Raw genomic sequence first — 17,453 nt, 5'->3', positions numbered from 1 at the left:
CGCCATGGCCTATCACCAGCTCGATGTGAACTTCAAACAACTGTCTGACGCCGTGCTCGCGCAGTGGCGGCTCATCCCGCCGGCCGTCGCGTCCGATTGCATGAACCGCACGCAGGTGATGGCGTCGGTCATCAAGCCGATCTTCGCGGGCGCGCGGCTATGCGGTCAGGCGCGCACCATCGCCACGATGGTCGGGGATTGCGGGCCGATCTGCAACGTGATCGGCAGCGCGCGGCCCGGCGAGGTGCTCGTCGTGGACGCGGGCGGCGCGGAAGACATCGCCGTGTGGGGCGGCGTGATGGCCGAGGAAGCGGTGCATCGCCGGCTCGGCGGCGCGGTGGTCGACGGCGCGGTGCGCGATGTCGCGGACATGCGGCGCCTGAAGTTCAACATGTTCTGCCGCTCGGTCGTGCCGCGCGGCCCGCATCACGGTTTTGGCGGCACGGTGGATGCGACCATCGCGGCGGCGGGCGCGCCCGTCAGCCCCGGCGATATCGTGCTCGGTGACGACGACGGCGTGGTCATCGTACCGCTGGCAATCGCCGACCAGGTTCTCGAAGCGGCGCAGGCTCATCTGTTGAAGGAGGCGAAGTGGATCGATGGCATTCGGGGCGGGGTGTCGATCAGCGAGATGTTCTCGCTGCCGCAGGCCCGGACGAGCGAGCCGCAGCGCTAGCGCAGATGCACGCACGCCGCGTCGAGGCGCCGGACCTGCCGGCGAGTCTGCGCGACGTGCTGTGCCTGAACGACTTCGCGGCGCTCGCGAAACGTCGCCTGCCCGCGGCGATGTATGCGTATGTGTCCGGCTGGTCCGAGGACGGCGCGGCGCATCGGCGCAATCTGCGCGGCTTCGAGTCGCGGGCGTTCGTGCCGCGCGTGCTGGTCGACATCGAGCGGCGTGACACGCGCACCACCCTGTTCGGCGTCGAGTATGAAAGTCCGTTCGGCATTGCGCCGATGGGCTTCAGCCGGATGGCCGCCGCTCACGGCGACGAAGTGCTCGCCCGCGCCGCCGCCGCTGCGGGCGTGCCGTTCATCCTGAGCGGCGCGTCGCTGACGCCGCTGGAGACCGTGCGCGCGGCGGGCCCGACGAGCTGGTTCCAGGCCTACATTCCGGGCGATGCCGCGCGCATCGATCCGATGCTCGATCGCGTTGCGCAAGCGGGCTTCGATACGCTCGTCATCAATGTCGATACAGCGGTGCACGGCCAGCATGAGTACGCGGAGAAACACGGTTTCCGGTCGCCCGTGAGGCCCGGCGCGCGGCTGGCATGGCAGGCGCTGACGCGGCTGTCGTGGTGCTGGCGCGTGCTTGGCGAGAGCGTGCTCAGGCGCCGTCCGTTGCGCTTCGAGAACATGGACGCGGTCGCTGGGCCGCCGGTGTTCTCGCGCTCGCTCGTGCGCGACATCGGACGGCGCGGCGCGCTGTCGTGGGCGCATCTGGAGCACATTCGCCGGCGCTGGAACGGACGCATCGTGCTCAAGGGCGTCATGTCCGCCGCCGACGCGGTGATCGCGGAACAAGCCGGGATCGACGGGATCATCGTGTCGAATCATGGCGGACGGCAAGTGGATTGCGCGGTCGGTTCGCTCGATGCGCTGGAGGCGATCGCCGCCCGTGTCGACACGCTGACGCTCCTGTACGACGGCGGCGTGCGGCGCGGCTCGGACGTGCTGAAGGCGCTGCATGGCGGGGCACGCTTCGTGTTCGTCGGCCGGCCGATGTTGCTGGCCGCCGCCGCCGCCGATGCAGCCGGCATCGCGCACGCGCTCGCGATCCTGAAGCGCGAGATCAGCACGAACATGGGATTGCTCGGCATCAACCGCATCGACGAGGTCGCCCGGCTCGAACTGTTGCGCGACCGGGGCGGCGCGCTTTGATCTTTCACGACGCATCGTGCGTCATCATGAGGTCCCGGATGGACAAGCCAATACGCGTACTCACGCCCACCTGCACGCTGGGCTATGGATTCGCCGACGAAGCATTTGAACGCGCGATGTCGATGCGGCCCGACGTGATCGCCGTCGACGCCGGATCGACCGATCCCGGCCCGCATTACCTCGGCTCGGGCGAAGCGCTGGTGTCGGAAATCAGCATTCGCCGCGAACTCACGACGATGATCGTGGCGGCCAGGCGGGCGGGGATTCCGGTGATCGTCGGCAGCGCGGGCGGTGCGGGCACACGCGCGCACGTGGACGAAGTGGTGCGCATCGTGCGCGGCATCGTCGCGGAGCAGGCGCTGAGTCTGCGTCTCGCGTGGATATACGCCGATATTCCCGCGGGCGTCGTTGCCGATGCCGTGGGCCTGGGCGAGGTGCGCGACTTCGAGGCGGGCTGGGAACTGAGCGCCGAGGGGGCGCGAGCGAGCCACGCGATCGTCGCGCAGATGGGACACGAGCCGATCGTCGAGGCGCTTGCGGCCGGCGCGGACGTGATCATCGCGGGCCGCGCGTGCGATGACTCGGTGATCGCCGCGTTCCCGATCTGGAAGGGCGCCGATCCGGGGCTGGCCATCCACATGGGCAAGATTCTCGAATGCGGCGCGTTTTCCGCCGAGCCGCACGGCACGGACGTGATGATGGGCACCATCGACGCAACGGGTTTCACGCTGGAACCGGGCGGGCTGAACCGGCGCGCGTCGCTCACGTCCGTGGCGGCGCACACGCTGTATGAACGCGAGAACCCGTTTTTGCAGGCGGGGCCGGGACATGAACTCGATCTGTCAACATGCGATTTCGTGCAGATCAGCGAACGCGAAGTGCGCGTGACGGGGTCGCGGTTCATTGAGGCGGACGATTACTGGGTCAAGCTCGAAGGCGCGCGGCGGCGCGGTTACCGGAGCATCACCGTGGCGGGCGTGCGCTGCCCGACGATGGTCGCGCGCATCGACACGCTGCTCGCGGATGCGAAAGCCGCCGCGCTCGCGTATTTCGACGCGCCCGACCTCGATGTTCAGTTCCACGTCTACGGCCGCGACGGCGTGATGCGCGGACTCGAACCCGTGCGAAAAACGACGAGCCACGAACTCGGTCTCGTGATCGAAGCGGTCGCGCACGAGCAGTCGCTCGCGCATGCGGCGGCCCATTTCATCAGCGGGACGCTGTTGCACGTGAGCTTTCCGGGCATGTACAACACGGCGGGCAATCTCGCGTTTCCGTATTCGCCATCCGAAATCGATGCCGGGCCCGTGTACGAATTTTCCGCGTATCACCTGCTGAAGACTGCGTCGGCGACGGCGCTCTTTCCCGTTCATTTTGAGGCGCTCGCATCATGACAACGGTTCCGCTTTCGTCGCTCGCGACGGTGATCCGCAGCAAGAACGCCGGTCCGTTTCTGCTCACGTTCGACGTGTTGTTCGAGGACGCTGCTCACTTCGATACGGTGTGGGAATCGGGGCGTTTCACCAAGACCGCCATGGCCGAACTGTTCGGCGTGGAGGAGGGCATGATCACGTCGATCTTTGCGGTGCCGCGCGGACAGGCGATCAAGGTGACCATGCGCCGGCAGTTGCCGCAAGGGCGGCTCGGCGAGTCCGACATGTACGGCTGTCAGCAGCACGCGCCGCTGCTGGAGTTTGCGATTCCGGTCGGCCTGGAGGACTGAATCGCTCGGCTGCCGAGCGATCGAACGCCACGAATGAGCGAAGCTCTCAACGCATTCTCATTGGCGAGCGCTTCGGGAAAAAACCTCTCGTACGGCGAGCATCGCATCGACGAGTTGTTCCGCATTCGCAGCCGACAGGCTCAGCTGCGCAAGTCGCTCGCCGAGCGGATCGCTGATCGGATAGCGCGTACCGTCGTCGGCCTCTCCGCGCAGGAACGTGAACCACACCGCGACCGCCAGAGCCAGCCGTTCGAACGGCTGGCCCTGCGCGATACACGCCTGGATCGTCGACAGGATACGGGGCGGCAGCTTCTGGCTGCCATCCATCGCAATCTGCGCGCAGCGATGCTTCAGCGCCGGATTCGCATAACGGTCGAGCAGCGCATCGCGATAGGCGAGCAAGTCGAACGAGGCCGGCACGTCGAGCGTCGGCGCAATCTCATGCGTCATCATCGCGTGGATCAGCGTGCGCAGCGGCGCGTGGCTGACGGCGTCGCTGACAGTTTCGAAGCCCGCGAGCATCGACAGATACGTAAGCGTCGAGTGGGTCGCGTTCAGCATGCGCAGCTTGGCGATCTCGAAGGGCGCGACGTCATCCACCAGTTGCGCGCCCGCGACTTCCCACGCCGGACGTCCGGCAGCAAATCGACCGCTCGGATCGATCTCGGACGACCGCGTCGGGCAGCGATCGGCCAATGCGCCCTGTTCGGAGCCCCCTCGGTCGGGTTCCGGCCGCATCCCGAAGCGGTCACCCACGGATCGACGCCGACCCAACCAAGGCAGATGCTCTCCGCGATACTGGGAGCGGGTCACCGCACGCGGATCTGACAAACTTGTTTATTCTGCACTGGGAAATCGTCGCCGCCGCGACGGCTGTCGCTTCTCGTGGCTATGCGACAGACCATTCACCGTTAGCGAAGGGATTGAGCGAACGAGTGCAGTACGGCGAGTTCGCCGGCTCGCCGTCCCGACTCTGCTACAGGCACTCCTGCGCTTGCTCAGGTAAGGCGCGCGAACTCGCCTTCGGCCAAGAACCACGCCGACATCGTCCGTGCCAGTTCGAGCACGATCTCCGCGTCGGTCCGGCCGGAGGACGCGCGCACGTGGAACGAATGATCCGCGTCGTCCACCACATGCAGCGTGGCGCGTGGGCTCAGCGTGTCGACGACCGACCTCAGCAAGTGGAGCTCGGCCAGCTTGTCGCGCGTGCCCTGCAGGAAGAGCATCGGAACCGTGACGTCTGCCAGGTGCTGTGCCCGCTCCACGCCGGGCGCGCCTGCGGGGTGCAGCGGGAACGCAACAAAAGCAAGGCCGCGTACCCCATCCAGCGGGGCGATGGCCTGGGCCTGGGACGTCATGCGGCCGCCGAACGACTTGCCGCCCGCGAAGAGCGGCAGGGCTGGCAGCCTCCGGCGGGCCTCTGCGACGGCTGCCCGCACGGCAGCATGTGCCACGGTAGGCGAGTCGACCCGCCTGGAGCCGCGCTCCATGTACGGAAACTGGTAGCGCAATGTGGCGACATTGGCCGCAGCAAGCGCGTCGGCCAATGTCGACATGCCGACATGCTGCATGCCCGCCCCGGCACCGTGCGCGAAGACATATACCGCTCGCGCGTCCTCCGGCATTCGGAGCAGCGCGGAGACCTTAGTGCCATCGGATAGTGCCAAGGAAAGCGATTCTGGATCGTCCATCGTATTCAGTTCGTGTCGTTGTGGCGTTTGCGCTGATTCTGCATCAATGAGGCATCGGGACAAGTCTGTGGAGGCCTCCGGCAAGGCATTGGGCAGGTCGAGTTTGCCAGTCTATCCATAGAGCGCGCCCATCGTGAGCGGGGCCGCAGTCGCGAAGTGTCTGTTGACGACCGCGAGCCCGACCTGCGGGCCGCAACGAAAACCGCGCTTTGGGACATCTGCGATATTGTCAGCGAGCTGTTACGACTCGCGCAGGTCATAGGAGAGACGGCCGGCCCGGGCACGCCGCATCGGCGGCCCGCGCACGATCGACAGGCGCCGTCGAGCCACGCACGATCAGACGCGGTTCCGATGCGACGCGCATCCGGTTCGCGCGACTCGCGGGCTGCGCAATCAATTCGCGCAGCAGCGAGACGGCCAGGCTCGCCGCTTCGACGGTCGGCACGGCGACGGTCGTCAGCGGAGGCCGCCATTGTTGCGCCAGCTGGATATCGGTGATGCCCACCACGGAAAGATCCTGCGGCACGGCGCGGCCGATATCGGCGGCGGCGTCGATGGCGCCGAGCGCCGGAAGATCGTTGGTCGCGAAAATCGCCGATATGCCGGGGTCGCGATCGAGCAGCGCGAGCGCCGCAGCGTATCCGCCCTGCACGGTGTCGGGCGCGTGCAGCACGTTCCCCGCGGCGATGTCGAGACCGGCGCGGCGCATGGCATCGGCGAAACCGTCGTAGCGCGATGCATGAATGCCCATCGGCTTGCTGCCGACGATTGCGCCGATTCGCTCATGTCCCAGTCCGATCAGATGTTCGCCGGCAAGCCTTCCCGCCAGCTCGAAGTCGACGGCGACGCACGGCAGCGCGGGCGGATCGGCGGGCCGCTCCCACATGCACAGCACGACAGGCGTGCCGCCGGCCTGCGTGCGATGCAGGTCGTCGAAATCGAGATTGGCGTTCATCACGAGCACGCCCTCCGACAGCGTTCCCGCGATCTGTTCGAGGTACGCGCGGCCCGTCAGCGGATCTTCATTGGTATTGCAGATGATCACGAAATGCCCGCTCTCGCGCGCGGCCCGTTCGACAGCCAACGCGAACTCCGGATAAAACGGATTGGCGATGCTGGATACCATCAGCGCCAGGGTCGGCGCGCGTCCCTCCGCGAGCGCGCGCGCCGCGAGGTGAGGGCGATAATTCAGTGCGGCGACCGCTTCCAGGACGCGCCGGCGCGTTTCCTCGCCGACGCGCCCGCGATTGCGCAGCACGTTCGACACCGTCGCGGCCGTGACGCCTGCGTGCTTCGCAACCTGGCTGAGCGTGGACATGATTCAGAGGGCGAGGTCAGTATCTGGGAGACATGTTCAGCATTTGCATCGTTCAGGAAGGCCATGCACTATGCGCGAAACACCAGAACGATTTGACGGAGACAAGCCTTACGTATGCTGCACTCGCAGCAATTTTTTTCGTACGCAAGGTTAAGCGCTTAATCTCCGTGCCGGACCGATTAAATCACGGAGTTCATGCAATGGCGAGTGTTTCGTTGCGAGGCGTGCAGAAAGCGTACGGGAATAATGCATCCGTGATCCGCGATGTCGATCTCGACATCGGTGAGAGCGAGTTCTGCGTGTTCCTTGGCCCCTCGGGCTGCGGCAAGTCCACACTGCTGCGCATGATCGCGGGTCTCGAGGACCTGAGCGATGGCGACCTGATGATCGGCGGACGCGTGGTCAACGACGTGCCCGCAGCCGAGCGCGGCGTGGCGATGGTGTTTCAGAGCTACGCGCTGTTCCCGCACATGAGCGTCTACGAGAACATGTCGTTCGGCCTGAAGCTGGCCAAAAAATCCAAATCCGAAATCGACACGCGCGTGCGCGAGGCCGCACGCGTGCTCCAGCTGGACGCGCTGCTCGAACGCAAGCCGCGCGAGCTGTCGGGCGGACAACGGCAACGCGTCGCGATCGGCCGCGCCATCGTGCGCGAACCCGGCGTGTTTCTGTTCGATGAGCCGCTGTCCAATCTTGACGCCACCTTGCGCGGTCAGACGCGCATCGAGATCGCACGTCTGCACAAGCAGTTCGCCAGGGCGAGCGTGGTCTACGTGACGCACGATCAGACCGAAGCGATGACGCTCGCCGACAAGATCGTGCTGCTGCACGCCGGCGCCGACACCGCGCGCCACGGCAGCATCGCGCAGGTGGGCGCGCCGCTCGAGCTGTATCACCGGCCCGCGAGCCGCTTCGTCGCGGGCTTCATCGGCTCGCCGCGCATGAACTTCCTGGCTGCGACCGTCAGCGCGATCGACGCGCAAGGCGTCACGGCGACGCTCGTGCAGACGGGCGAAGCGGTGCGTGTCGCCGTCGTTGGAACCGGCTTGCAAGAGAACGAGCCGGTGACGGTCGGCGTGCGTCCCGAGCATCTGGAACTGTCGGCAGGCGATGCGCGGGACGCGGGCAGCACGCTCACGCGCGCGGTCTCGCTGACCGAACATCTCGGCGAACACAGCTACGTGCATCTCGAACAGCCTGACGGTGGCGTGCTGATTGCCAAGGTGCCGGGCAATGTGCACGTTGACCGCGGACAGCGCGTGAGCTTCGTGGCGCACCCGGACGTCTGCCATCTTTTTACCCAGGATGATTTCTCCGTGAAACCGCTCGCCGCCGTCGCCCACACCCTATAAGGAAAACTGATGCGTCTCGGAGTCTGCTATTACCCCGAACACTGGCCGGAAACAATGTGGGAGGATGACGCGCGCCGCATGAAGGCGCTCGGCATCGAACAGGTGCGGATCGCGGAGTTCGCGTGGAGCCGCATGGAGCCGTCGCCGGGCGAATACGACTGGGGCTGGCTGGACCGCGCGATCGACGTGCTCGGCGCGGCGGGATTGAAGGTCGTGATGTGCACGCCGACGGCAACGCCGCCCAAATGGCTGATCGACCGGCATCCGGACGTGCTGCCCGTCGGCGCCGATGGGCGTCCGCGCGCGTTCGGCTCGCGGCGTCATTACGATTTCTCGTCGCCGTCGTACTTCGAGGCGTCGCGCGCGATCTGCACGGCGGTGGCGAAGCGCTATGGCCAGCATTCGTCGGTCGCGTTCTGGCAGACGGACAACGAGTACGGATGCCACAACACCGTGGTCAGCTATTCGCCGGCGGCCGTGCAGCGTTTTCGTCAGTGGCTCAAGGCGCGCTACGGCAGCGTCGATGCGCTCAATCGCGCCTGGGGCTCCGTGTTCTGGAGCATGGAATATCGCAGCTTCGACGAGATCGATGCGCCCATCGCCACCGTGACGGAAGCGCATCCGTCGCATCGCCTCGACTATCAGCGCTTCGCCTCCGATGAAGTCGCGCGCTACAACCGCATGCAGGTGGAGATCATCCGCGCGCATTCGCCGGGGCGGCCTGTCGCGCACAACTTCATGCAGCTTTTCACGGAGTTCGATCACTACGACGTCGCGGCCGATCTCGATATCGCCACGTGGGACAGCTATCCGCTCGGCGCGCTGGAAGAGCAGTGGTACGCGCCGGAAGTGAAGGCGAAATATCTGCGCACGGGTCATCCAGATTTTGCATCGTTCAATCACGATGTGTATCGCGGCATGTCGGAGCTGCCGTTCTGGGTGATGGAGCAGCAACCCGGCCCGGTCAACTGGGCGCACTGGAATCCGTCGCCGCTGCCGGGCATGGTGCGCCTGTGGTCGTGGGAAGCGTTCGCGCACGGCGCGGGCTGCGTGTCGTACTTCAGATGGCGGCAGGTGCCGTTTGCGCAGGAGCAGATGCACGCCGGGCTGAACACGCCCGATAACCGGCTCGATGTGGGCGGCAGCGAGGCGCATCGCGTCGCGGAAGAAATCGCCCGCGTCGAAGCGCACGCCGATGCCAACGCGCCTGTGCACGGCAAGATCGCACTCATCTGGGATTACACAGCAAAGTGGCTGTTCGCGATTCACCCGCAAGGCGCGGACTTTTTCTATCCGCGCTTTGCGTTCGAGTATTACTCGGCGCTGCGCTCGCTCGGCTTCGACGTGGATATCGTGTCCGCGCACGCACCGCTCGACGGCTACGCGATGATCGTCGTGCCGCCGCTGCCCATCGTCCCCGATGACTTCGCCGCGCGGCTGATGGCATCGGGCGCGCATGTCGTGTTCGGGCCGCGCTGCGGATCGAAGACCGAGAGCGTGCAGATTCCGTCCAACCTGCCGCCGGGTTCGCTGTCCTCGATTCTTCCCGTGCGCGTATGGCGCGTCGAATCGATGCGGCCGAACGTGACGGAAGCCGTGGAGGGCGGTCATGCGCGTCATTGGCGCGACTTGATCGAACCGGCGCAAGCGACGGTACACGTGCGCTTCGCGGACGAACATCCCGCTTATGTCCAGGCGGACAAGGTGCATTACTTCACGAGCCTGTTCGACGAAGCGCTCACGCAAACGCTCTTCGCCCGCATTGCAAAAGAAGCGGGTCTGGCGCCGAGGCCGCTTGCGGACGGCATCCGCGTGAGCCACCGTGGCGGGCTGACTTACGTCTTCAATTATTCGAACGATCCCTACACCATCGACGATATTGGCGGCGACCGTTTCATCATCGGTTCGCGTGAAGTGGAGCCGCAGGGCGTGGCGATTTATCGAGCTTGACAAGCGAAGGCCGTACAAAAAGCACAGCATCATCAGGAGACAAGACATGACAGCAGGCAGCCTCAAGACACGCATGCGCATCGCCGCAACGGCGTTCGCGCTGGCGATGGGCGTGACATCGTTCACCACGAGCGCGGCGCAGGCCGCGACGATGACCATCAACATCGCGTTCAAGGGCGCGAGCCAGCGCGCGGTATGGCAGGAAGTCGTCGATGCCTTCAAGAAGGCGCATCCCGACGTCGACGTAAAAGTGTCGTTCATCGACGAGGAAGCGTACAAGGTGCAACTGCCCGGCTGGCTGTCGACGGTCGCGCCCGATATCGTCAACTGGCACAACGGCGAGCGCATGGCGTACTACGCGCGGCGCGGCCTGTTCGAAGACCTGAGCGGCGACTGGAAGAAGAACGGCTGGGACGGCATGTATGCATCGACCAAGGAATCGTCGAGCTACAACGGCAAGCAGTATGCCGCGCCCACGGTGTATTACTCGTGGGGTTTGTTCTATCGCAAGGATTTGTTTCAGAAGGCCGGCATCACGGAAGAGCCGAAGACCTGGGACCAGTTGATGGACGCGTGCAAGAAGCTGAAAGCAGCGGGCGTGACGCCGTTCGCCGTCGGCGGGCGCGATGCGTGGACGCTCGCCGGCTGGTTCGATTATCTCGATCTGCGTCTGAACGGCAATGCATTTCATCAGCAGCTGATGGCGGGCAACGTGCCCTACACGGATCCGCGCGTGAAGAAGGTTTATCTCGCGTGGAAGCAGTTGCTCGACGATAAGGATTTCATCGACAACTCGCTGTCCTACGATCTCGATGCCGCACAGCCCTTCCTGTTCCAGGGCAAGGCCGCGATGATGCTGATGGGCACGTTCATCACGGGCGGCTTCCCCGCGAACGTGAAGCCGGAGATGGGCTACTTCCAGTTCCCGATCATCGACCCGAAAGTGCCGACCGCCGAAGACGGTCCGGTGGAGTCGCTGCACATTCCTGCGAAGGCCAGGAACAAGGCCGATGCCCACGCGTTTCTCGCCTTCGTGGAAACGCCGGAAATGGGCGCGAAACTCGCGCAAGGGCTGGGGTCGCTTTCGGCGAACAGCAAGTCGCCCGAGCCGGACGATCCCATTTCGAAGATCGGCTTCCAGATCCTGTCGAACACGAAGGGCGGCATTGCGCAGTTCTATGATCGCGACATGACCAAGGAAATGGCCGACGAAGGCATGAAGGGCATGCAGCAGTTCGTGTCCGATCCTTCGAAGCTCGACAGTATCCTGGCCCAGCTCGAACAGACGCGCAAGCGCATCTACAAGAAGTAAGGTCGAAGGCAAGCCGGCGCGCGACGGCTCGATGCCGCGCGCCGCTGCCGCCGCGAAGAAAGGAGAAGGAGAGCCGTCGTGCCGCATTTCGCCACCCGTCAGGACGTCAACGCGCAGCCGCGCGAGCCGGATGCGTCCCCGCCACGTTCGCCACGTTCGCCGCATTCTCGAACGAAGCGGCGCGGACCGTCGCCGACGGCGCGCAGGCAACGCAAGGCAGCGGTGCTGTTTCTCGCGCCCGCGTGCGTCATGGTCGCCGTCTACGTCATATGGCCGATTCTTTCGTCGATCCGGCTCAGCTTCTACAACTGGGACGGCATGACGGAACCGACCTTCGTCGGCCTGGACAATTTCATCGAACTGTTTCAGGCGCCGACCTTCTATACCGCGCTGAAGAACAACATCATCTGGCTCGCGCTGTTTCTCCTTGCGCCGCCGATGGGTCTGGCCGTCGCGCTCTATCTGAATCAGGCGGTGGCGGGCATACGCATCGTCAAGTCGCTGTTCTTTGCGCCGTTCGTGCTGTCGGGCGTGGTCGTGGGGCTGATCTTCTCGTGGTTCTACGATCCGACCTTCGGTCTGCTGGCGGTGATACTCGGACACGGCGTGCCGGTGCTCGGCGACGCGCGCTATGCGACGTTCGGCATCGTCTTCGCGGCGCTGTGGCCGCAAACCGCTTACTGCATGATCCTGTATCTGACGGGCCTGACGGCGCTCAACAGCGAGCAACTGGAAGCGGCGCGCATGGAAGGCGCGAAGGGCTGGACGATGCTCTGGCATGTCGTGTTGCCGCAATTGCGCCCCGTGACCTTCATGGCGATCGTCGTGACCGTGATCGGCGCGCTGCGCAGCTTCGATCTGATCTCGGTGATGACGGGCGGCGGTCCCTTCGAAAGCTCGACGGTGCTCGCGTACTACATGTACGACCAGGCCATCAAGTATTACCGGATCGGTTATTCGGCGTCGATTGCGGTGGTGCTGTTCGCGATCATGCTCGTGTATATCGTCTTTCACTTGCGGCGCATGCTGCGCAACGAAATCTGAGGAGCGAGCATGTATCCGATGCCCGTGCAGAAGTGGAAGCCGCTCAGCCGGCGTCTGTATAAACTCTCGCTTCCCATCGCGCTTCTGATCTGGCTATTGCCCATGATCGCCGTGCTGGTGACGTCGGTGCGTTCGAGCGAGGAACTCAGTCTCGGCAATTACTGGGGCTGGCCGCAACACATCTCGCTCGTGGCCAACTATCGAGAGGCGCTCACCGCGTCGCCGATGCTGCACTACTTCATGAACAGTGTGCTCATTACCGTGCCGGCGGTGCTCGGCGCGATCGCGCTCGCTGCGATGGCGGGCTTCGCACTCGCGATCTATCGTTTTCCCGGCAACACGGCGCTGTTCGCCACGTTCGTCGCGGGCAATTTCGTGCCCATCCAGATTCTGATGATTCCGGTGCGCGATCTCTCGCTGAGCCTCGGATTGTTCAATACGGTGGGCGCGCTGATCCTGTTCCATCTATCGTTTCAGACCGGATTTTGCACGCTGTTTCTCCGCAATTTCATCAGCCAGTTACCGTTCGAGTTGATCGAGGCGGCCCGCATCGAAGGCGCGAGCGAATGGACGGTGTTCACACGTATCGTGCTGCCGCTGATTCGTCCGGCGCTCGCGGCGCTTACGGTCCTCGTCTTCACGTTCGTCTGGAACGATTATTTCTGGGCTTTGTGTCTCACCCAAGGCGACGATGCCGCGCCGATCACGGTCGGTGTCGCAGCCTTGAAGGGCCAGTGGACGACGGCGTGGAATCTCGTGTCGGCGGGTTCGATCCTGGCGGCGCTGCCGTCGGTGGCGATGTTCTTCGCGATGCAGAAGCATTTCGTCGCTGGATTGACGTTCGGGGCGACGAAGGGGTGAGCGGGAGCATCATCCTCCAGGTTGTCATTCTCACCTAAGCATCTCTCGTTAGTCTGTGGATCTTGTTTGTCTATCCCATTCGAGGTGAATCATGATTCGCAGATGGCCTATGCTTTTGACGGTTCTCGGTGCGTGCCTGCTGATGACGGCATGCGCCACCCCGGCCCAGCGCGCCACTCAAAAGGACGATCTTTTGTCAGCCGCCGGGTTCCACATCGTCCCGGTCACGACGGACCAACAGCGCCAACAGCTGAAAACCTTGCCGCCGAATCGCGTGGTCCAGAAGATCAAGGACGGCAAGCCAATCTTCGTGTACGCAGACCCTTATGCGTGTGGGTGCTTGTACATCGGCGACGAAACTGCATGGGATACGTTCAAGCGCGACCAACTACAACAGAGCTTCCTCGATCAGGAACGCATGAACGCCGAAATGAACGAGAACGCAGCCTGGAACTGGGGCTTGTGGGGGCCTGGCTGGTGGGCGTATTGAGGGGTGCGGGCGCGGGTCAAACATGCAGCGGTTGTTACTTCACACGAGCGTCGAATAGAAAACCCGCGTAGGACGCGGGTTCAATCCTGGTGGGCAACTTGATTCTCTCCCAAGTTAAGTGCCAGCGCTGTCCCGAAGACGCATCAGCAGTTGAGCGTTTCAAGAAGCACGATGCTTGTGTGGTCGCATGCAGTGATCGACAGCGCCGCCTCGTTGCGTACCGCCGCGCCATCGCGCGGCGCGAGACAGACATCGTTCACTCGTATGTGCCCGGTCATGGGCACGAGATAGGCCTGCGCATCTTTCGCCAAAGCGCGCGCAAGGCATTGTCCATTGCGCATGTCCGCGACCAGCAGGCGGGCATCGGCATCGATCGGCAGGGCGCCAGCGTCAATGTCAGCGGATGCACCGCTCGCAACGATGACGAAGCCTGCCTCAGGCTGGCCCAGACCAAAACTTCGCCTGGCCCATCGCGGTTGAGCGTCGCAAGTGCGCGGCGTCAACCAGATCTGAAACAGTTGCGCAGGCTCGTTTTCTTCGTTGCGCTCGGCATGCCGAATACCGCGTCCGGCGCTCATCACCTGGACATTGCCTGCCTCGATGCGACCCGTGTTGCCGAAGCTGTCCTCGTGCGTGATCGCGCCGGAGCGCACCAGGCTCACGATCTCGACGTTCGCGTGCGCGTGCATGCCAAAGCCTGACCGCGGCGCGAACGTATCGTCGTTCCAGATATGCAGCGCGCCGAGCGCCGAGTGCTCCGGCCGACCGATCTCGCCAAAGCGAAAATGCAGTCGTGCGTCGAGCCAGTCTCGCTCGATACGCCCGAGCGTTTCGAATGGGCGGTGCTGGATCATGGCCTTCTTCTTCAGATGCGTGTAGCAAGGCAGCCTCGCCTTGCCACACCAGGAAGCCGCCTCAGACTTGCGCCTGACCGCCGTCGACGAACAACTCTGCGCCGTTCACGAAGCTCGCGTCGTCGGATGCCAGGAACAGCGCCGCGGCAGCGATCTCGTTCGGGTCGCCCACACGGCCCAGCGGGATGCGCGACGCGAGGTAATCCAGCAAGCCTTGTTGCTGGGTAGCGTCCGGCCCGGCAAGCTCGACCAGACCGGGCGTTTTCGTCGCGCCAGGACTGATGGTGTTGACGCGGATGCCGCGGTCCTTCAGGTCGAGAATCCAGCTGCGCGCGAAGTTGCGGATCGCGGCCTTGGATGCCGAATAGACGCTGAACGCCGCCGTGCCTTCGATGGTCGTCGTCGACCCGGCGAGAATGACCGATGCGCCTTTCGACAGAAGCGGCAACGCCTTCTGCACGGTAAAGAGCGTGCCTTTCACGTTGCGGTCGAACGTGTCGTGGTAGTGCGCTTCGGTGATTTCGCCGAGGGGGATCATCGCGCCGCCGCCTGCATTGGCGAACAGCACGTCCAGCCGGCCTTGCTCGTCACGGATCTGCGCATACAGCGCATCCAGCTGTTCCAGCTTCGACGAATCGACGCGTACGCCCGTGGCGTTGCCGACTTCCACGACGGCCGCATCGAGTTCAGCCTGGCGACGGCCGGTGATATACACATGCGCGCCTTCTGCCGCGAAGCGCCTGGCCGTCGCGAGGCCAATGCCGCTGGTGCCGCCGGTGACGAGAGCGATCTTGCCTTCGAGCTTGCCTGCCATGGTGTTTCTCCTTGAGCGTTCAGTTGAGTGCTTCGTTGAAGCGATGTGAGAAGAATATCGACGCACCGATCTTTTCGAAATAGAATCGCCTGCAAACCATCATTGCAAAAATGAAATGAACCGATTCCCGGATTTCGAAGGGCTGGCGATGTTTGCCAAGGTGGCCGAGGAGGGCTCTTTTGCAGCGGCGGCTCGGGCCATGGGCGTGTCGGTCGCTACTGTCTCGCGGGGTGTCGCGCGGCTGGAAGAGCGGCTGGGCGCGCGGCTGTTCAATCGGACCTCGCGGCAACTTGCGCTCACCGAGTTCGGCGGAACGATCGCCGGGAAAGCCGGAGACATCTACCGGCAAGCCGAGGAAGCGGAAAACGCGGCCCGTGAGATGTCGGTTCAGCCGCGTGGCCTCGTGCGTCTGGCCGTGCCCATGTCGTTCGGCTTGCGCTGGGTCGCGCCGTTATTGCCGGGCTTCTTCGAGGCCTGTCCGGAGGTGTCGATCGACCTGCATCTGTCCGATGCCACGGTCGATATCGTGGCGCAAGGCTTTGATGCGGCGTTGAGAATCGCCGCATTGCCAGACTCGTCGCTGGTGGCCAGACGCCTGTGTCCGATGGCGCAACTGGTCGTCGCGTCTCCCCGGTATTTGCAGCAACACGGCCGTCCGATGCATCCTCGTGAGCTCGTCGACCGGCCATGTCTGTCTTATGCCTACCGCGCGCGCAGCGATGTGTGGCGATTCGTGAACGATGCAGGCGACGAAGAGCCGATTACGCCCGTTGGTCCGCTGCGGGTAACGAACTCCGACGCGCTGCTGCCCATGCTGCTCGAAGGGCTCGCCATAGCAGAACTGCCGGAGTTCATCGCGGGTGAATATCTGGCGGACGGGCGCCTGGAAACGATTCTGACGGACTGGCACCTGACGAGAGGCGGACTGTTTTTCGTGACGCCGTCGGCGCGCGCGCGACCGGCCAAGGTCACAGCGCTGGCCGAGTACTTCGCGCAGCATCTGTCTGCGCCGGTCTGGAATCAGGTGGTGTAGGGGGCGGAACGAACGAACCGGGTGGCGAGTGTTCATGGAGACCATCGGCCAACGAATAAAGCGACTACGCGTCAAAAAATTGCATCGTTCGCTGTGTGCCGAGTAGCAAGGGCAGAGGATGAGGTCGGACTTGGCGCCATGCTTCGAGTCGGGGGCAGGCGATTACCGCTGGGCCGGGCGCTACAATAAGGTGAAGATTCCGCTTGCCTGCACTGACCGGTTCCACATTTCCAACGGCGCCCGCATGCTGAAAATTCTCGGAAAAGCATCGTCAATCAACGTCCGCAAGGTGCTCTGGGTGTGTGCGGAGTTGCAACTTCCCTTTGAACAAGAGGACTGGGGAACGGGGTTTCGATCAACCAACACGCCGGAATTCCTTGCCTTGAATCCCAATGGCCTCGTCCCGGTCATCCGGGACGGAGACTTCGTTCTTTGGGAGTCGAACTCGATTATCCGTTACCTTGCATCACGATATGGCGGCCAGTATCTCTATCCATCTGACGCGCTGGCACGAGCGCGGATTGATCAATGGATGGACTGGCAGTCTACGGACCTGAATCGCTCATGGAGTTACGCGTTCCTGGGTTTGGTCAGGCGATCCGCCTCTCACCAGGAGCCGGACCACATAACCGAGTCGATCAGGAACTGGACCAAGCACATGCACATACTGAATAGTCAGATCGAAATGACAGATGCCTTTGTCGCCGGGACAGACTTTTCGCTCGCGGACGTTGCCATAGGACTGTCGGTGAACCGTTGGTTCGGTACTCCCTTCGAACATCCACATTTTCCGGCCGTGTCGAGATATTTTGAACGCTTGGCTGGATGTCGTGGGTTTGCGAGTTATTGCAAGAATGGGTTGCCATGACTGTCGGCGGCAGGTCTGAATGAGCTGGAGTTCTATTGCCGCTTTCGGGAAGCGCGACTGGCCGCTTGGGGTCGGACTTCGAAAAATTATGTCACGGCTAAATACAAATGTCCGATGTCTGGCTCATTAGAAATGTCAGGGTTTAAGCCTTGCCAATCTCTTCAGATCATTATCTCCCCACCGCGGCTGCCCGCTCTTCGGCGCAACCCAACACAGCCGCGTTGAGTCGCTCCAGGGTCAGTTCGCGCTGCGTGCGCGTGCC

General features: G+C 63.7%; 17 protein-coding genes. 12 read left to right on the top strand and 5 right to left on the bottom strand.

Going from position 1 to position 17,453, the window contains the following annotated elements; genetic code table 11:
- The first annotated feature begins 4 nt into the window (after positions 1-4).
- Genes QCE69_RS10260 through QCE69_RS10245 form a run of 4 tightly spaced genes read left to right on the top strand, consistent with a single transcriptional unit; the run spans position 5 to position 3,604 of the window.
- On the top strand, positions 5-676 hold the full coding sequence (locus QCE69_RS10260) for an RraA family protein (protein WP_309813006.1): 672 nt from the start codon (positions 5-7) through the stop codon (positions 674-676).
- A 5-nt stretch (positions 677-681) separates the two neighbouring features.
- A complete protein-coding gene (locus tag QCE69_RS10255; RefSeq protein WP_309930545.1) occupies positions 682-1,881 on the top strand; it encodes an alpha-hydroxy acid oxidase in 1,200 nt (399 codons plus the stop codon).
- A gap of 38 nt (positions 1,882-1,919) precedes the next feature.
- Complete coding sequence (locus tag QCE69_RS10250; RefSeq protein ID WP_309930543.1) at positions 1,920-3,275, top strand: acyclic terpene utilization AtuA family protein; 1,356 nt, start codon at positions 1,920-1,922, stop codon at positions 3,273-3,275.
- Entirely contained in the window at positions 3,272-3,604 is a 333-nt protein-coding gene (locus tag QCE69_RS10245; protein WP_309930541.1) for a DUF4387 domain-containing protein, read from the top strand. Before QCE69_RS10250 ends, QCE69_RS10245 begins: the two co-directional genes overlap by 4 nt.
- A gap of 57 nt (positions 3,605-3,661) precedes the next feature.
- Here the strand turns inward: QCE69_RS10245 and QCE69_RS10240 are convergent, their stop codons facing one another.
- The 3 genes from QCE69_RS10240 to QCE69_RS10230 all read right to left on the bottom strand — a co-directional run bounded on the left by QCE69_RS10240 (position 3,662) and on the right by QCE69_RS10230 (position 6,613).
- Positions 3,662-4,300 carry a hypothetical protein gene (locus QCE69_RS10240; protein WP_409021177.1) on the bottom strand — a complete coding sequence of 213 codons (639 nt, stop codon included), beginning with the start codon at positions 4,298-4,300 and terminating at the stop codon, positions 3,662-3,664.
- Between the two features lie 302 nt (positions 4,301-4,602).
- On the bottom strand, positions 4,603-5,295 hold the full coding sequence (locus tag QCE69_RS10235; RefSeq protein WP_309917575.1) for an alpha/beta family hydrolase: 693 nt from the start codon (positions 5,293-5,295) through the stop codon (positions 4,603-4,605).
- A 256-nt stretch (positions 5,296-5,551) separates the two neighbouring features.
- A complete protein-coding gene (locus tag QCE69_RS10230; RefSeq protein WP_309917572.1) occupies positions 5,552-6,613 on the bottom strand; it encodes a LacI family DNA-binding transcriptional regulator in 1,062 nt (353 codons plus the stop codon).
- Positions 6,614-6,813: 200 nt separating this feature from the next.
- Here QCE69_RS10230 and QCE69_RS10225 point away from each other — a divergent pair, with 200 nt between their 5' ends.
- The 6 genes from QCE69_RS10225 to QCE69_RS10200 all read left to right on the top strand — a co-directional run bounded on the left by QCE69_RS10225 (position 6,814) and on the right by QCE69_RS10200 (position 13,622).
- Positions 6,814-7,965: a sn-glycerol-3-phosphate ABC transporter ATP-binding protein UgpC gene (locus QCE69_RS10225; RefSeq protein ID WP_309930539.1), complete on the top strand. Its 1,152-nt coding sequence runs from the start codon at positions 6,814-6,816 to the stop codon at positions 7,963-7,965.
- A gap of 9 nt (positions 7,966-7,974) precedes the next feature.
- The gene (locus QCE69_RS10220) at positions 7,975-9,915 is read left to right on the top strand and encodes a beta-galactosidase (protein WP_309930538.1); all 1,941 of its coding nucleotides are present in this window, start codon (positions 7,975-7,977) and stop codon (positions 9,913-9,915) included.
- Between the two features lie 73 nt (positions 9,916-9,988).
- Positions 9,989-11,227: an ABC transporter substrate-binding protein gene (locus QCE69_RS10215; protein ID WP_409017852.1), complete on the top strand. Its 1,239-nt coding sequence runs from the start codon at positions 9,989-9,991 to the stop codon at positions 11,225-11,227.
- Between the two features lie 78 nt (positions 11,228-11,305).
- A complete protein-coding gene (locus QCE69_RS10210; RefSeq protein ID WP_309930537.1) occupies positions 11,306-12,271 on the top strand; it encodes a sugar ABC transporter permease in 966 nt (321 codons plus the stop codon).
- Between the two features lie 9 nt (positions 12,272-12,280).
- A complete protein-coding gene (locus tag QCE69_RS10205; RefSeq protein ID WP_309917560.1) occupies positions 12,281-13,132 on the top strand; it encodes a carbohydrate ABC transporter permease in 852 nt (283 codons plus the stop codon).
- Positions 13,133-13,223: 91 nt separating this feature from the next.
- Complete coding sequence (locus QCE69_RS10200) at positions 13,224-13,622, top strand: hypothetical protein (RefSeq protein ID WP_309930536.1); 399 nt, start codon at positions 13,224-13,226, stop codon at positions 13,620-13,622.
- Between the two features lie 143 nt (positions 13,623-13,765).
- On the opposite strand, the gene QCE69_RS10195 is transcribed toward QCE69_RS10200, so the two are convergent.
- On the bottom strand, positions 13,766-14,476 hold the full coding sequence (locus QCE69_RS10195) for a pirin family protein (RefSeq protein WP_309930534.1): 711 nt from the start codon (positions 14,474-14,476) through the stop codon (positions 13,766-13,768).
- A gap of 61 nt (positions 14,477-14,537) precedes the next feature.
- A complete protein-coding gene (locus tag QCE69_RS10190; protein ID WP_309927968.1) occupies positions 14,538-15,290 on the bottom strand; it encodes an SDR family oxidoreductase in 753 nt (250 codons plus the stop codon).
- A 115-nt stretch (positions 15,291-15,405) separates the two neighbouring features.
- Here QCE69_RS10190 and QCE69_RS10185 point away from each other — a divergent pair, with 115 nt between their 5' ends.
- Together QCE69_RS10185 and QCE69_RS10180 are read left to right on the top strand one after the other, a co-directional pair.
- Positions 15,406-16,323 carry a LysR family transcriptional regulator gene (locus QCE69_RS10185; protein WP_309930532.1) on the top strand — a complete coding sequence of 306 codons (918 nt, stop codon included), beginning with the start codon at positions 15,406-15,408 and terminating at the stop codon, positions 16,321-16,323.
- Between the two features lie 244 nt (positions 16,324-16,567).
- The gene (locus tag QCE69_RS10180; protein ID WP_309931621.1) at positions 16,568-17,191 is read left to right on the top strand and encodes a glutathione S-transferase; all 624 of its coding nucleotides are present in this window, start codon (positions 16,568-16,570) and stop codon (positions 17,189-17,191) included.
- Positions 17,192-17,453 lie beyond the last annotated feature (262 nt).

It is taken from the genome of Caballeronia sp. LZ032, from assembly GCF_031451315.1.
Lineage (GTDB): Bacteria > Pseudomonadota > Gammaproteobacteria > Burkholderiales > Burkholderiaceae > Caballeronia.
The sequence above is the reverse complement of the archived record's forward strand: the minus strand, read 5'-3'. Positions and strand labels throughout refer to the sequence as shown.

What these genes read in the sequence shown, in the direction of transcription:
- QCE69_RS10190 (WP_309927968.1), bottom strand. Translation starts at nt 15,290, where the DNA reads ATGGCAGGCAAGCTCGAAGGCAAGATCGCTCTCGTCACCGGCGGCACC.
- QCE69_RS10185 (WP_309930532.1), top strand. Translation starts at nt 15,406, where the DNA reads ATGAACCGATTCCCGGATTTCGAAGGGCTGGCGATGTTTGCCAAGGTG.
- QCE69_RS10260 (WP_309813006.1), top strand. Translation starts at nt 5, where the DNA reads ATGGCCTATCACCAGCTCGATGTGAACTTCAAACAACTGTCTGACGCC.
- QCE69_RS10195 (WP_309930534.1), bottom strand. Translation starts at nt 14,476, where the DNA reads ATGATCCAGCACCGCCCATTCGAAACGCTCGGGCGTATCGAGCGAGAC.
- QCE69_RS10255 (WP_309930545.1), top strand. Translation starts at nt 682, where the DNA reads ATGCACGCACGCCGCGTCGAGGCGCCGGACCTGCCGGCGAGTCTGCGC.
- QCE69_RS10220 (WP_309930538.1), top strand. Translation starts at nt 7,975, where the DNA reads ATGCGTCTCGGAGTCTGCTATTACCCCGAACACTGGCCGGAAACAATG.
- QCE69_RS10250 (WP_309930543.1), top strand. Translation starts at nt 1,920, where the DNA reads ATGGACAAGCCAATACGCGTACTCACGCCCACCTGCACGCTGGGCTAT.
- QCE69_RS10230 (WP_309917572.1), bottom strand. Translation starts at nt 6,613, where the DNA reads ATGTCCACGCTCAGCCAGGTTGCGAAGCACGCAGGCGTCACGGCCGCG.
- QCE69_RS10180 (WP_309931621.1), top strand. Translation starts at nt 16,568, where the DNA reads ATGCTGAAAATTCTCGGAAAAGCATCGTCAATCAACGTCCGCAAGGTG.
- QCE69_RS10215 (WP_409017852.1), top strand. Translation starts at nt 9,989, where the DNA reads ATGCGCATCGCCGCAACGGCGTTCGCGCTGGCGATGGGCGTGACATCG.
- QCE69_RS10225 (WP_309930539.1), top strand. Translation starts at nt 6,814, where the DNA reads ATGGCGAGTGTTTCGTTGCGAGGCGTGCAGAAAGCGTACGGGAATAAT.
- QCE69_RS10245 (WP_309930541.1), top strand. Translation starts at nt 3,272, where the DNA reads ATGACAACGGTTCCGCTTTCGTCGCTCGCGACGGTGATCCGCAGCAAG.
- QCE69_RS10200 (WP_309930536.1), top strand. Translation starts at nt 13,224, where the DNA reads ATGATTCGCAGATGGCCTATGCTTTTGACGGTTCTCGGTGCGTGCCTG.
- QCE69_RS10235 (WP_309917575.1), bottom strand. Translation starts at nt 5,295, where the DNA reads ATGGACGATCCAGAATCGCTTTCCTTGGCACTATCCGATGGCACTAAG.
- QCE69_RS10205 (WP_309917560.1), top strand. Translation starts at nt 12,281, where the DNA reads ATGTATCCGATGCCCGTGCAGAAGTGGAAGCCGCTCAGCCGGCGTCTG.